General features: G+C 72.0%; 14 protein-coding genes. 7 read left to right on the top strand and 7 right to left on the bottom strand.

Annotated features, from left to right (window positions below; all coding sequences use genetic code 11):
• Positions 1 to 52: 52 nt before the first annotated feature.
• On the top strand, positions 53 to 1,168 hold the full coding sequence (locus H030_RS0104275; RefSeq protein WP_027005216.1) for an AarF/UbiB family protein: 1,116 nt from the start codon (positions 53 to 55) through the stop codon (positions 1,166 to 1,168).
• Here the strand turns inward: H030_RS0104275 and H030_RS0104270 are convergent.
• Together H030_RS0104270 and H030_RS0104265 are read right to left on the bottom strand one after the other, a co-directional pair.
• The gene (locus H030_RS0104270) at positions 1,165 to 2,028 is read right to left on the bottom strand and encodes a sterol desaturase family protein (protein ID WP_027005215.1); all 864 of its coding nucleotides are present in this window, start codon (positions 2,026 to 2,028) and stop codon (positions 1,165 to 1,167) included. The two genes, H030_RS0104275 and H030_RS0104270, sit on opposite strands and share 4 nt — an antisense overlap.
• A gap of 7 nt (positions 2,029 to 2,035) precedes the next feature.
• Positions 2,036 to 2,713: a GntR family transcriptional regulator gene (locus tag H030_RS0104265; RefSeq protein ID WP_231398356.1), complete on the bottom strand. Its 678-nt coding sequence runs from the start codon at positions 2,711 to 2,713 to the stop codon at positions 2,036 to 2,038.
• A 98-nt stretch (positions 2,714 to 2,811) separates the two neighbouring features.
• Here H030_RS0104265 and H030_RS0104260 point away from each other — a divergent pair, with 98 nt between their 5' ends.
• The 5 genes from H030_RS0104260 to H030_RS0104240 all read left to right on the top strand — a co-directional run bounded on the left by H030_RS0104260 (position 2,812) and on the right by H030_RS0104240 (position 6,344).
• Positions 2,812 to 3,381 (top strand): RNA polymerase sigma factor, encoded by a 570-nt coding sequence (locus tag H030_RS0104260; RefSeq protein ID WP_051221670.1) that lies wholly within the window; start codon positions 2,812 to 2,814, stop codon positions 3,379 to 3,381.
• Complete coding sequence (locus H030_RS36305) at positions 3,378 to 4,013, top strand: LytR C-terminal domain-containing protein (RefSeq protein ID WP_027005212.1); 636 nt, start codon at positions 3,378 to 3,380, stop codon at positions 4,011 to 4,013. Before H030_RS0104260 ends, H030_RS36305 begins: the two co-directional genes overlap by 4 nt.
• 12 nt (positions 4,014 to 4,025) lie before the next feature.
• Positions 4,026 to 4,973, top strand: coding sequence for a DMT family transporter (locus H030_RS29170; protein WP_155891829.1), 948 nt, complete (start codon positions 4,026 to 4,028; stop codon positions 4,971 to 4,973).
• Positions 4,970 to 5,239 carry a hypothetical protein gene (locus H030_RS0104245; protein ID WP_155891828.1) on the top strand — a complete coding sequence of 90 codons (270 nt, stop codon included), beginning with the start codon at positions 4,970 to 4,972 and terminating at the stop codon, positions 5,237 to 5,239. Before H030_RS29170 ends, H030_RS0104245 begins: the two co-directional genes overlap by 4 nt.
• 64 nt (positions 5,240 to 5,303) lie before the next feature.
• The gene (locus H030_RS0104240; RefSeq protein ID WP_027005210.1) at positions 5,304 to 6,344 is read left to right on the top strand and encodes a lysylphosphatidylglycerol synthase transmembrane domain-containing protein; all 1,041 of its coding nucleotides are present in this window, start codon (positions 5,304 to 5,306) and stop codon (positions 6,342 to 6,344) included.
• 8 nt (positions 6,345 to 6,352) lie between these two features.
• Here H030_RS0104240 and hisD read toward each other — a convergent pair whose 3' ends face one another.
• Positions 6,353 to 7,660 (bottom strand): histidinol dehydrogenase, encoded by a 1,308-nt coding sequence (gene hisD / locus H030_RS29165; RefSeq protein ID WP_035125852.1) that lies wholly within the window; start codon positions 7,658 to 7,660, stop codon positions 6,353 to 6,355.
• A 70-nt stretch (positions 7,661 to 7,730) separates the two neighbouring features.
• Between hisD and H030_RS0104230 the strand changes: the two genes are divergently transcribed.
• Positions 7,731 to 8,651, top strand: a complete 921-nt coding sequence (locus H030_RS0104230) for a LysR family transcriptional regulator (RefSeq protein ID WP_027005209.1) — start codon at positions 7,731 to 7,733, stop codon at positions 8,649 to 8,651.
• Positions 8,652 to 8,713: 62 nt separating this feature from the next.
• Here H030_RS0104230 and H030_RS0104225 read toward each other — a convergent pair whose 3' ends face one another.
• The 4 genes from H030_RS0104225 to H030_RS29155 form a co-directional block, all read right to left on the bottom strand.
• Entirely contained in the window at positions 8,714 to 9,520 is an 807-nt protein-coding gene (locus H030_RS0104225; RefSeq protein ID WP_027005208.1) for a nitrilase-related carbon-nitrogen hydrolase, read from the bottom strand.
• Complete coding sequence (locus H030_RS0104220; RefSeq protein WP_081690494.1) at positions 9,517 to 10,977, bottom strand: APC family permease; 1,461 nt, start codon at positions 10,975 to 10,977, stop codon at positions 9,517 to 9,519. The genes H030_RS0104225 and H030_RS0104220 overlap by 4 nt, the downstream gene beginning before the upstream one ends.
• 82 nt (positions 10,978 to 11,059) lie before the next feature.
• Positions 11,060 to 12,061, bottom strand: coding sequence for a L,D-transpeptidase family protein (locus tag H030_RS36300; protein WP_051221668.1), 1,002 nt, complete (start codon positions 12,059 to 12,061; stop codon positions 11,060 to 11,062).
• Positions 12,062 to 12,156: 95 nt separating this feature from the next.
• Positions 12,157 to 13,284, bottom strand: coding sequence for an alpha/beta fold hydrolase (locus tag H030_RS29155; protein ID WP_051222441.1), 1,128 nt, complete (start codon positions 13,282 to 13,284; stop codon positions 12,157 to 12,159).
• Between the last annotated feature and the right edge of the window lie 6 nt (positions 13,285 to 13,290).

Below are 13,290 nucleotides of genomic sequence, written 5' to 3'. Positions count from 1 at the left end.
AGCGGCGGGCTGGGGAGCCCGCCGCTTCGCGCGCTGTAGGGTCCCGCGCCCCATGGCCGCCGCGCTCCCGCCCGCCCTCCGTGCCCTGCTCGACGCCGGGACCGCGCTCGTCCGCCGCTCCTCCTCGGGCCGGGTCGCGCTGACCCGCGCGCTCCAGCTCCTCCCGGACGACGTCCGCCGCGCACCGCTCGCCGACCCCGAGCCGGTCGCGTTCAAGGACATCGAGAAGGTCCTGAAGTCCGCGTGGGGACGCCCGGCGACCAAGGTCCTCGCCGACCTCGAGCGCGCGCCGCTGCACGTCGGCGCCGCCGCCCAGGTCCACCGCGGCGAGACGCAGGACGGCGACGTCGTCGCGCTGAAGGTCCTGCACCCCGGCCTCGCCGCCGCCGTTCGCAATGACCTTGCCCTGCTCGACCTGCTCGCCACGCCGCTCGGCCAGGTCTTCGGCGCGATGGACGCGGGCCCGATCCTCCGCGCCATCCGCGAGATGGCGCTGGACGAGCTGGACCTCGAGCACGAGGCCTCCAACCAGCGCCAGGCCCGCCGCCTGCTGCGCGGGGTCGACGGCCTCGTCGTCCCGGTCCCGGACCTGGAGCTGTCGACGCCCGACGTCCTGGTCACCGAGTTCGTCGAGGGCTCACCAACGACGAACCCGGACGTCGCGCGCACGCTCGTCGCCGCCCACGTCGCCGCCGCGCGCGGCGGCCTCGTCCTGACCGACCCGCGCCCGTCGCATGTCCTGACCCGCGCCGACGGCACGGTCGTGCTACTCGGGACCGGCGCCGCGCGCCCGTTCCCGCGCGAGCGCGTGAACGCCTACCTCGGCGCCCTGACCGCGCTGCGCACCGAGGACCAGGACGCGTTCGCCACCACGGTGAGCAACGACCTCAACCTGCTGCCACCGGACGACGCCCTCAAGGCCTACGCCTTGGTCGCGCTCCTCGCCGACGGGGCGCTCACGCAGCCGACCCGCCTGGACTCGACGCTCCTGCTCGACGGCGAGCGCCGCGCGCTGGAGCACGTCGGCGCCGGCCTCGCGCTCGCCGCGACCGTCACGCCGGACCCCGCGGACCTCGCGCTCGCCCGCTCGCTCGGCCAGCTCACCGCGACGCTCGCCCACCTCGGCGCCACCGAGGACTGGGGCGCGCTCGCGCTCGCCCAGCCCTAGCCCCGCGCGGACGACTCCAGCTCCAGCTCCGGCTCGCCCTCCGGCTGCCACCCCGGGCCGTGCAGCGCCAGGCCCCAGCGCGTCTTCCACGACCGCGCGTGGCGGATGTCGTGCCACAGGTCGATGTACTCGTGGAACGCGACGCGGACGACGTTGTGCGTCTCGATGTCGGTCGTCAGCCCGTACCTCACGCGCTCGCCCTCGGGCTCGAAGGTCCCGAACAGCCGGTCCCAGATCACGAGGATCCCGCCGTAGTTCTTGTCCAGGTACTGCTCGTTGGACCCATGGTGCACGCGGTGGTGCGACGGCGTGTTGAACACCATCTCGATCACGCGCGGGAAGCGCACGATCCGCTCGGTGTGGATCCCGAACTGGTAGATCAGCGACCACGCCTGCGCCAGCAGGACCATCCACGGCGCGAAGCCGGCCAGCGGCATCCACAGCCAGAACGGCGCGTAGGTCATCGGGACCCACGTCTGGCGCAGCGCGGTGCTCAAGTTGTAGTGCTGCGACGAGTGGTGGACGACGTGCGACGCCCAGAACACCCGCGACTCGTGCGAGACACGGTGGAACCAGTAGTAGGAGAAGTCGTCGGCGAAGAACAGCGCGACCCACACCCACCACGCGTCGGTCGGCAGATGCCATGGGGCGAGCTCGTACAACAACGCGTAGAGCGCGAGGACCGCGAACTTCCAGCCCACGTTGATGATGACGTTGCCGATGCCCATCGTGATCGACGTCCGCGAGTCGCGCAGGTCGTAGCCGACCAGGCCGTCGGACTCCAGGTGCCGGTAGGACAGGAACTCGACGATCAGCAACAACACGAAGTACGGGAACGCGTAGTACAGGACCTCGGCCATCGAAGTTCTACACCTCGCTCGGGATCGAGCGGACGAGCAGCGCGCGCGCCGCAGCGTACGCGCCGTCCTCGTCGGCGTTGTTGATGGTGTCGGTGAGGCGCGCGACCGCCGGGCCGTCGGTGACCTCCGGCCCCACGACCGCCGCGCCGAACGACAGCACCTTCTGCCCCGCGACCAGCGTGTTGAGCGCGAGCCGGTAGGCGAGGTTCTGCGAAGCGTCGATGATCGTGTCCCACAGCACGTCGTAGACGGCGGTCCGGGCGACCGGGTCGTCGTGGCCGGCCAGCTCGGCGGCGAGCGCGACGAGCTGCGCGCGCTGGGCCGCGGTGGCGCGCCGGGCGGCGAGACGCGCCGCGTCGGCGCCGACCGACGACCGCATCTCGAACATCGCCCCGACCAGCCCCAGCTCCTCCGGCGGCAGCTCGCCGTCGGCGCCGAGCGCCAGCAGGAGGTCGAGGCCGCCGTGCCTGCGCCAGTCCCGGACGCGCGTCGCGCCGCCCTGCGAGATCGCGATCAGCCCGGCCTGCTGCAGGCGCTTCAGCGCCTCCCGGACCGCGTGGCGCGACGCGCCGAGCTCCTCGCTCAGCTGCCGCTCCGACGGCAGCGCGGCGTCCGGGCCGTAGGTCCCGTCGAGGATCGCCCGCCGCAGCGCCCTGTGGATCGCGTCCGAGCGCGTCGCGCCCACTGGTCCAACCAGTTCCATGCACTGGTTGTACCAGCACGCGCCACGCCGTGCAAGCCGCGTCGCGGTCACAACATCGGCACCATGCGCCAACTGAAGTCATGGAGTCCCGTTCCGACACCGAGCTGCTCGCCGGCGCGTTGGCCGGCGATGGCGAGGCGTTCGGCGCCTTCTACCGCCGGCACGTCCGGCGGATCGCGGCGTTCCACCTCGCCCGCTGCAGGACCGCGCAGGACGCCGCGGACCTGACGGCCGAGACGTTCGCCGTCGCGCTGGAGGCGCTGGATCGCTTCGACCCCCAACGCGGGGAGGCGATCGCCTGGCTGTTCGGCATCGCCCGCCACCGCAACGTGGGCCACCACCGCCGCGGGGCGGTCGAGGACCGCGCGCGGCGCAAGCTCGGGATCGAGCGGATCCACCTCGACGACGCCGGGATCGAGCAGGTCGAGGCGACCGCCTCCGCCGAGCTGGTCCGGGTGCAGCTGCGCGACGGCTTCGGCGAGCTGCCGCCCGACCAGCGCGACGCGGTGGTCCTGCGCGTCCTGCTCGACCACGACTACTCCGAGGTCGCGCAGGCGGCCGGCGTGTCGGAGGCGGTCGCCCGCAAGCGCGTCTCGCGCGGGCTGTCGGCCCTGCGCGCCCGCCTCACCGCAGGAAGGACGACAACATGACTCAGAGCGACCCCACCAACTTCTTCGACGACCTCGAGCACCAGCTCGTCGCCGCGACCACCGACCGCCCGCGCCGCCTGCGCCGCGCCCGGACCCGCAGGCTCGCGACGTTGTGCACCGTGTTGGTCGCGCTGCTCGCCGTCGGCGGCGGGCTCGCCGCCGCGCTGAGCAACAACAGCACCAACAACGACCCGGGCGCGCCCGCGGCGAGGCAGCAGCACACTCCGGCGACGGCGCCGGCCAGGACGACCCCGGCGACGGGCGGCCGCGTCTGCGGCCGGAACGTCAACAGCGTCAACGGCGTCCGGACCGTCGACCCGAGCACGATCGAGATCGCGGTCCTCAACGGCACGACCGTCCCGGGGCTCGCGCGCGGCGTCGCCAACCGGCTGCAGAACAGCAGGTGGAAGATCGGCACCGTGACCAACGCGGGCTCACAGGACCACAGCGAGACCCTGGTCTACTACAGCCGCGCGGCGTGCAGGACGGCCGCGATCCTCGTCGCTCAGGCGATCGACCTGCAGAGCATCACCCGCGGGACGAAGCCGATGCACGCGCGCGTCGCCGTCATCGCCGGCCCCTCGGCCGACGTCGTGGTCGTCGTCGGCTCCGACCAGAACCAGCGGCCCTAGAAACCCTCTAGCGTGGCGGCCCCCACCGTGGCCGCCACGCAGACCTCCCCCACCCCGCTGCAGCACCTCGTCGAGCGCCCGCGCGCGATGGCGGTCCTCGGCGCGCTCGCGATCGCGTTCTCGTCGATCCTCGTCCGGGAGGCGAGCGTCTCGCCGTCGACCGCCGCCGTCTTCCGCTGCGCCTACGCGGTCCCAATCCTGTTCCTGCTCGCCCGCGCGGAAGACCGCAAGCTCGGCCCCCGCCCGACGAGCGACCGCAGGCTCGCCGCGATCGCCGGCCTCTTCTTCGCGGTCGACCTCGTCTGCTGGCACCACGCGATCGAGGACGTCGGCGCCGGCCTGGCGACCGTCCTGGGCAACCTCCAGGTTGCGTTCGTCCCGGTCCTCGCGTGGCTGTTCATCAAGGAGAAGCCCGGCGCCCGGATCCTCCTGACGCTGCCGCTGATGCTGTCCGGGATCGTCCTGATCTCCGGCGCGCTCGAGCAGGGCGCCTATGGCGAGCACCCGACGCAGGGCGTCGTCTTCGGGATCGCGACCGGCCTGTCCTACGCCGGGTTCATCCTGGTGCTGCGCCAGGGCGGCCAGGACCTCCGGCGCCCCGCAGGCCCGCTGTTCGACGCGACCCTCGTCGCCGCGCTCGGCGCGCTGGCGATCGGCGCGGTCGTCGGCGACCTCGACCTCGTCCCGTCCTGGCCCGCCCACGGCTGGCTCGCGGTGCTGGCGATCACCAGCCAGGTCATCGGCTGGCTGCTGATCTCCGCCTCGTTGCCGCGCCTGCCCGCCGCGCTGACGAGCGTCCTGCTGACGATCCAGCCGATCGGCTCGGTGATCCTCGGCGCGCTGATCTTCGCCGAGCGGCCGTCGGGACTCCAGCTCGTCGGCGTCCTGGCGATCCTCACCGGGCTGATCGTCACCACGCGCCGGCCGCGCGCCACTACCCTGGAACCCGAGCCCGCATGAGCTTCATGAAGATCGTCCGCTTCTGGGTCCCTGCCGCGATCCTCGTCGGCGGCGTCGTGCTGGTCATCGTGCGCGGCGGCGACGAGACGTCGCTGGAGGGCTGCGCCGCCCTGTGGGGCGCCGGGCTGTCGGTCGCGCTGCTGAACTGGCTGCACCGGATCGGCGTCAGCGGCGACTCGGCCCGCGCCGAGGAGGACGCGGCGCGCGCGTACTTCGCGAGGTACGGCAAGTGGCCCGACGAAGTGCCGCCCCGGCAGGGGTCCTGACGCGCCAGCACCGGACGTACGCGCTCCACTCGGCGGGTAGGAATGTCGTTAACACGAGTACCCGATGCTGAGCGACGTCTTCCGCACCGCAGATCACGCGTTGGAGCTGCTGCTCCACCGCGCCGCGAGCGTGAACCCGTGGCTGTGCCTCGTCGGGATCTTCCTCTACATCTTTGCCCAGGCGGTCCGGCCGCGCGGCTGGCACAACATCATCCGCGCCGCGTATCCGGAGTCGACGCAGCTCAAGCCGCGCCACACGATCGCCGCCTACCTCGCGGGCGCGGGGCTCAACGGCGTGATCCCGGCCCGTGGTGGGGACGTCGTGAAGCTCTGGCTCATCCACCGGCGGATGCCGGAGTCGCGCTACCCGACGCTCGCCGCGACGTTCCTGCCCGAGACGCTGTTCGAGACCGCGTTCGGGATCGGCCTCGTGATCTGGGCGCTGAGCCGCGGGTTCCTGCCGGTCCCGACGTCGTCGGGCGAGCTGCCGCACTTCGACGTGTCGTTCATCATCGAGCAGCCGCTGCCGGCGGCCGGCGTGCTGGTCGGCGCGGGTCTGCTGACCTACGCGGTGTGGCGGCTGCTGCGCAAGCGCGTCAAGGACCTCACCGACCGGCTGCGCCAGGGCATCGTGATCCTGCACGAGCCCAAGGCCTTCATCTTGGGTGTCGCGTCGTGGCAGGCGCTCGGGCGTGTGATCCGGCTGGGGTCGCTCGCCGCGTTCATGGCGGCGTTCCACCTGCCGGTGACGCTGTCGACGGTGACGCTGGTGATGGCCGCGCAGGGCGGCGGGCGGATCATCCCGCTGGCGCCCGCGTCGGCGGGGCTGCGGTTGGCGATGTTGTCCTACGGCTTCGTCGAGACGACCGGGCATGCCGTCGACATCGCGGAGATCACGGCGTTCACGTTCGGCGTCGGGGCGTTGTTGATGATCGCCGGGTTGTTGGTGGGGTTGGTCGCGCTCGGGCTGGAGCTGGAGACGTGGTCGCCGAGGACCGCGCTGCGGACGGCGCGCGAGGCGGTCCACCGCCAGCGCGAGGGTGAGGCGGCGTCGGCGTCGGCGCCAGCGCCGGCTCCGGCCGAGCCGGAGCCGAGCAAGGCCTAGGTGTTGCTCTAGAGCGTCGCGCCGACGCGGGCGAGGCGCTTGGTCGCCGTCGCCTCGTGGGCGGGCATGAGGTCGGCGCGCGCGATCTCGGCGACGTGGGGCGCGACGGTCAGGACGCCCTCGTCGCTGTCGATCCGCTGGTAGGTCAAGGTCTTCAGGAACTTCGCGACCGACAGGCCGCCGGTGTAGCGGGCGGCGCGGCCGGTCGGGAGCGTGTGGTTGGTGCCGATCGCCTTGTCGGAGAAGGCGACGGTCGCGCGGGTGCCGAGGAAGATCGACCCGTAGTTCTTGAGGTTGTCGTGGTACCAGGCGTCGTCGGCGGTCTGGACCTCGAGGTGCTCGGTGGCGACCTCGTCGCTGAGCCGGACGGCGTGCTCGCGGTCGTTCGCGACCATGACGACGCCGTGGTCGTCCCACGCGCGGCGGGAGGTGTCGTCGGCGCCGCGCACTGCGAGCGCGTCGAGTTGTGCGGTGACTTGCTCGATGACCGCGCGGCCGAAGTCCTCGTCGGTGGTGATCAGGACCGCGGGCGAGGACGGGCCGTGCTCGGCCTGGGCGAGGAGGTCGGCGGCGACGAGCTCGGCGTCGGCGGTCTCGTCGGCGATCACGCAGACCTCGGACGGGCCCGCGAGCAGGTCGATCCCGACGCGGCCGAAGAGCTGGCGCTTGGCCTCGGCGACGAACGCGTTGCCCGGGCCGACGATCATGTCCGTCCCCGCTTCGACGCCATCGAGCAGCCCGAAGGCCATCGCCGCCAGCGCCTGGACGCCGCCGAGCGCGAAGATCCGGTCGGCGCCGGAGGTCGCGATCGCGTGCAGCGTCGGGGCGTGGACGCCGGCGCCGCCGCGCGGGGGCGTGCAGGCGATGACGGTGTCGACGCCCGCGACCTTCGGGACCAAGATGGTCATGAACGCGCAGGCGAGCATCGGGACGCGGCCCGACGGGCAGTACGCGCCGACCGAGGCGACCGGGACCTGCTTCTGGCCGAGGAAGACGCCGGGGAGCGTCTCGGCCTCGAAGTCGGTGAGCGTCGCGCGCTGCAGCTCCGCGAAGCCGCCGATCTGGGTCTGGGCGAAGCGGATCGAGCTTCTGAGCGCGTCGGAGAGCGAAGCGGTCGCGGCGCGGACGTCGTCCTCGGTGACCTCGAAGCCGCCGTCCGGGTCCCAGCCGTCGAGGTCGCGCGAGTAGGCGCGGACCGCGTCGAGGCCGTCGCGCTCGATGCGCAGGAGCATCTCGGAGACGCGCTCGGCCACGGCCGGATCCGGGCCGGTGGTGACCGCGTCGGTCGGGGACTTCAGGAACAGCGGAGCGGACATCGGCTGAGGGTAGGCTGCCCGGGAGGCATAATCCAGACTTGGACTTCCTTCACCTCTTCAAGGCCAGGCTTTGACCCTTCAGCAGCTCCTGTACTTCCGCACGGCGGCATCGCTCGGCTCGTTCAACGCCGCCGCGCGGGCACTGCACTGCACGCAGCCGGCGGTCTCCGAGCAGGTCCGGCAGCTCGAGCGCGAGCTCGGCGTGTCGCTGTTCCAGCGCGGCGGCCGGGGGCTGTCGCTGACGTCGGCGGGCCGGGCGTTCCTGGGTCACGCCGAGAGGGTCGCGGAGGCGACCGACGATGCGTTGGCGTCGGTCGGGCGCGGCGGCCCGATCCGGCGCAACCGGGTCGTGACCATGGGCGTCTTCCGCAACGCGCCCTACTACGACATCGCGGGACTGGCGGCGCGCTTCTGCGCCGTCGACCCCGAGGCGCGGCTGAACCTGCCGGGCCAGAACTCGGCCGACGTCGCGACCGCCGTGCGCGCCAGCGAGCTGGAGGCCGGGCTGGTGGTGCTGCCGGTCGACGACCGCGTCCTCGACGTGCGCAGGCTCTTCCGCGACGAGGTCGTGGTGGTGAGCGCCGACCCCTCCCGCACCCGCCGCCGCCTCCCGATTGCCAAGCTCGCCGACGCGCCGTTGATCTTGTACGACGCCAGCCACGGCTTCGACGACCCCACCCGCCGCCAGTTCGCCGCCGCGGCGCAGGAAGCCGGCGTGCGCCTGACACCGCGGGTGGAAGTCGAGCACATCGAAACCGCACTGCAGCTGGTCTCCCTCGGGCTGGGAGACACGATCGCGGCCCGCTCCGTCCTGCGAACGATCCCGATGCCAGAGAACGTGTCCGCGGTCAGCCTGACCGACCCCATCCACGACTCCTTTGCCCTCATCACCCGCCGCGGCACGACGCTGTCGCCGGGCACGCTGACGCTGGTGAACCTGGTCGACGACTGGGCCGCGACCGTGGCGGCGCGGATCAGGAAGAGGGCCTGAGTTCCAAGTCGTCTGGCCCCCGATATGTGGGGGTAGGACGACTTGGACCGTCCAACGCGCGGCTAGTTGTAGAACTCGGGGCGGCGGTCGGTGAAGGCGTGGGCCAGGTCGGTGAGTTGCTTGTTGCGGGCTGTGGTCAGGTCGATCTCGGCGAGGGTCATACCGATGGCGGGTTGCTCGGCGGCCACCCAGCCGTCGGTGCCGACGATGGAGGAGCCGCCGGTCCATTCGAGGCCGCGTTCGGTGCCGAGGCGGTCGGCAATGGCGATGGCCATGCGGTTGATGCGGGCCGTCGCCATCGCGATGACCGCTTCCGGTGGGCGCTCGCCGTCCGGGCGCGGGACCAGCGGCCAGTTGGTCGGCACCGCGAGCAGGTCGGCGCCGCGCATGGCGACGCCGCGCGTGAGCTCCGGGAACTCGAGGTCGTAGCAGATGACCGCGGCCACGTTCCCGACGCGCGTCGACACCACGGGCGGCGCAGCAGCACCCGGCGTGAACAGGCGCTTCTCGCCGTCCCAGAGGTGGAGCTTGCGGTAGACCGCGCGCTCCGCCCCGGTCTCGTCGATGATGACCGCCGAGTTGTAGGTGTTGCCGTCGTCGCCCGCCTCGCAGAAGCCGCCGACGACCACCATCCCGGCGCGCGCCGCCTCGTCCGCCCACGCCCTCAGCACAGCATCGTCCGCCGGGATCGCCGCGGCGGCGCACTCCTCCGCGCTGTCGAACAGGTACCCCGACGTCACGAGCTCCGGCAGGACGACGACATCGGCCCCCGCCGCAGCGGCCTCGCGCAGCGCGGCCACCGACAGCTCCGCGTTGGCGTCGAGGTCGCCGATGACCGGCGCGAGCTGCTGGACGGCGATCCGCGTCATGCCGACGATGATGCCAAGCCCGCCCGCACCCGCCCCGCCAACCCGGGCGCGAACGCGACGATCGCGGCCGCGATCAGCAACCACGCCAGCACGAGGTAGCCGAAGTGCCGGTAAGCGCCCTCCTGCCTGGCGACGTTCTCGTAGATGGTGTAGATGACGAACGCGCCGCCGACGATCGGGATCCCGAGCTGCCACATCGGCACCTTCGGCTTCCCGCTGAGGAACAGGAACCGGATCGCGCCGAGCGTCGCCATCACGTAGGCGAACAGCAACGAGATCGTCCCGAGCGTCAGCGCGTAGAACGTCGCGTCGAGCACGTCGGTCCCGGCCAGCCGCTGCCCGATCAACCCGAGCGCGATCACACCCAGGATCACGAACAGCGCGTTGACCGGCTGCCCGTGACGGCTGAGCTTCGTCAGCCCGGACCCACGCACGCCCGTCGCATCGCGCGTCAAGGCGTACAGGATGCGCGCCGCGCCGCTCGCCGTGCCCAGCGAGATCGCCAGCAGCGAGATCGTCGCCATCAACACCAGGATGTCGGCGTAGATCTTGCCGATGTAGCCCCTGCCGAGGTCGTTGAACGGCGAGCCGCCGACGAACGCCTCGACGCCCTTGGCGTCGGTCCCGTAGCCGAGCGACTGCGACACGATCGTCAAGATGTAGAACGTGCCGACGACCGCCACCGCGACCTTGATCGCGCGCGGGATCTCGACCTTCGGCTGCGACGTCTCCTCACCCAGCGCGGCCGCGCCCTCGAACCCGGCGAACGCCAGGAACCCGTACTCGGCGCCCTTGGCGACGTCGCTCCAGCCGAGCCCGTCCGGGATCTGCAGGAAGTGCCAGTTCCACGTCTGCCCCTGCGGGCCGTGGCCGAAGATCACGGTCGCCAGGACGACCAGGCTGAGGATCGTCACGAGCACCGCGCCGAGGACCTCGGACGCCAGCAGCGCCCGCGTCACCACCCTGATCTCGTTGAACGCCAGCGCGCACACGCCCGCCAGACCGGCCAGCGCGATCCAGAACCACTCGCTCGTGTGCAGGATCCCGACGTCGCCGAGGAACTGCCCGAAGAAGTACCCGATCTCGATCGTCGAGCCGGTCCCGATCGCCGTGTAGGCGCCGAGCAGCGCCCAGCCCGCGATGAACCCGGCGCGCGGACCGAGCGTCACGCCGACCAGGGCGTACACCGAGCCGGTGTGCGAGATGTGGCGCGCCAGCTTCACGAACGCGTAGGCCACGAGGACGACGCCGATCACCGAGAAGATGAACGACAACGTCACCCCGTGGCCGATGATCCCGGCGGCACCGGTCCCGAGCAGCGCGATCGCGCCGACCGGGCCGATCAGGCCGACCGAGAACGCGGCGGCGTCGACGAGCTTGAGCTCGGTGTGCATCCCCGAGCCGGCGGCGGCGCCGCCTGGCGCAGGGGAAGCTGGTGCGGTCTGTGACGACGACATGACGCGACGCTAACCGCGCCGCGGGGGCTTCGCCAGGCCTTGATGTCCTTTCGGACATCAAAGCCCAGCTTTGACCACAGACCTACTTGATCAGCACGGGCGTGCCAACCGGCACGCGCGTGAACAGGTCCTTGACGTCGGCGACGTGCATGCGGATGCAGCCGTGCGACGCGGCGGAGCCGATCGAGTAGTCCTCGCCGGTGCCGTGGATGCCGACGCCGTTGACGATGCCCATCCAGCGCGCCTTCAGCGGGTTGGCCGCCGAGCCGCCCTCGACCGTCGTGCCCTGCAGCTCGCCGGCCCACGGGGAGTTCGGCACCGACCACACCGGGTCGACCTGCTTGTCCTGGATGTGGAACAGGCCGGACGGCGTCGGGTACTGCGGCTGGCCGACGGCCACCATGTAGGACTTCGAGAACTTGAGGTTCTTGAAGAGGCGCAGCTTGAAATGGGACTTGTCGACGGTGATGACCGTCCCGTACAACTTGGCCAGGTCGTTGGCGTTGACCTGCGGCGACGTCCTGACGAGCTTGGTGTGCAGCGTGCGCGGCGCGTTCGTGCCGTCGTCCAGCGCGGCGTCGATCTGCGTCGCGACGTCCTTCTGGTTCAGCGCGCGGCCGTGCGCGGCACGCTTGCGGTAGATGTGCGTCAGCGTGATCTTGACCGTCGCGTTGCGCGGCGCCTTGGCGACCTTCGGGGCGATCGACGCGACCCACGCGCGGACCGCGAGCTTGGAGTGCGACAGCTTCAACCCGACGTCGCCGGGCTGCCTGGCGCGCAGCGCGCGCTTGGCGGTGGTCAGCGCGTCGAACTTCAGCTTCGCGTCGGCGACGGGATCCAGGACCCACGGCCTGCCGGCTGCGCCGAGCGTCAGCTTCGCGTCGACCTTCGTCCCGATCGCGGACTCCAACCGCGCCTGCGCGTCGGCGAGCGTCAGGCCGGAGAGGTCGACGCCGCCCGCCGTCACGCCGGCGGGCACGTTGGTCGGGTCCTTCGGGGCCTTCGACGCCGCACCGGCGGCGGTCGGGAGGGCGGCTGCGAGCAGGGCAGCGGGAAGCACGATCAGGGCACGGGCACGCGACATGAGGCGGACGAGGGTAGCGGGGCTCAGCGCCGCTCAGCGCGGGTCGGTTGCGCTTGCAACGTTCCTTTCAGCGGCGTGAGCCGCGATGCCGCGCCCTACGCCACCGTGCGAGCGAGCCCCTGGGCGAGCTCGCGCCCGGAACCTCGCCCCCTGGGCGAGCGTTCCGCAGACGCGGCGAAGAACTCGTCGATCCAGCGCCACGTCGTACGCCTCGCGGCGCGGCCGGTCAGGATGCCGAGGTGGCCGCCGGGGCCGGCCTTCAGCTGCACGTCGGGCGCGCCGGTCAGCAGCGTGCCGACGTGGTGGACCGCCTTCTGCGGCGCCAGCGCGTCGGTGTCGCCCGCGATCGCCAGGACCGGGACGCGCACGTTGGCCAGGTCGATCGCGTGATCGCCGAGCTCCAGCCTGCCGTCCGCGAGGTCGTTGACCCGGAAGAACGTGTGGTACAGCTGGCCCATCGTCCGCCCGGGGTAGGCGTTCATGTTGCCGATGAAGTCGTCGACCGCCTCGATCTGCGCCAGGAAGTCCCGGTCGTGGAGGTTGGTGGCGATCGCCAGCGGCTTGGTGAGGTACTTGTCGAGCGTCGAGAGCTGGAAGCCGATCCGGACCAGCGGCGCCGGCGCGCCGCCGAGCGCGCGGTACAGCGCGGTGGCGAAGAACCCGTTGGTGATGTTCGCGACGCCGCGGATCGGGGCGAACAGCCGCAGCTCGGCGAAGTCGAACGGTGACGCGACCGCAGCGATCGAGTTGACCGGGAGGTCCGGGCGGGCGGCGAGCGCCAACAACGACATGATGCCTCCGAGGCACCAGCCGACGATCTGCACGGGCTGGCCGCCGTTGTCGGCGCTGACCTGCTCGATCGCGCGCGGGAGCACGTCCTGGACCCAGTGCTCCAGGCCGAGGTCGCGGTCGCTGAACGCGATCGAGCCGTAGTCCACCAGGTAGGTCGCGTGGCCGAGGCTCAGCAGGTGCGCGGCCATCGAGCAACCTCGGCGCAGGTCGAAGCACGTCGGCGGCGCGGCCAGCGGCGGGACCAGCAGCACCGGCAGGTGGCGCGTGCGGCGCGCGGCGTCCTCGTCGACGAGGTACTTGTAGGTCGTGCCCTGCGGCTGCTCGTCGATCACCGCCGCGGGCGTGCGGCGCAGGTCGGCGACGCCGCCGCGGACGAGCAGGTCGAAGGCGTTGGCCGCGCCGTGCGCGACCTCGTCGGGCGTGGGGATCAGGGACCG

The organism is Conexibacter woesei Iso977N (genome assembly GCF_000424625.1).
Classification (GTDB): Bacteria; Actinomycetota; Thermoleophilia; order Solirubrobacterales; family Solirubrobacteraceae; genus Baekduia; species Baekduia woesei_A.
Note: the sequence above shows the minus strand (reverse complement) of the source record. Positions and strands in the feature narration are given on the sequence as shown.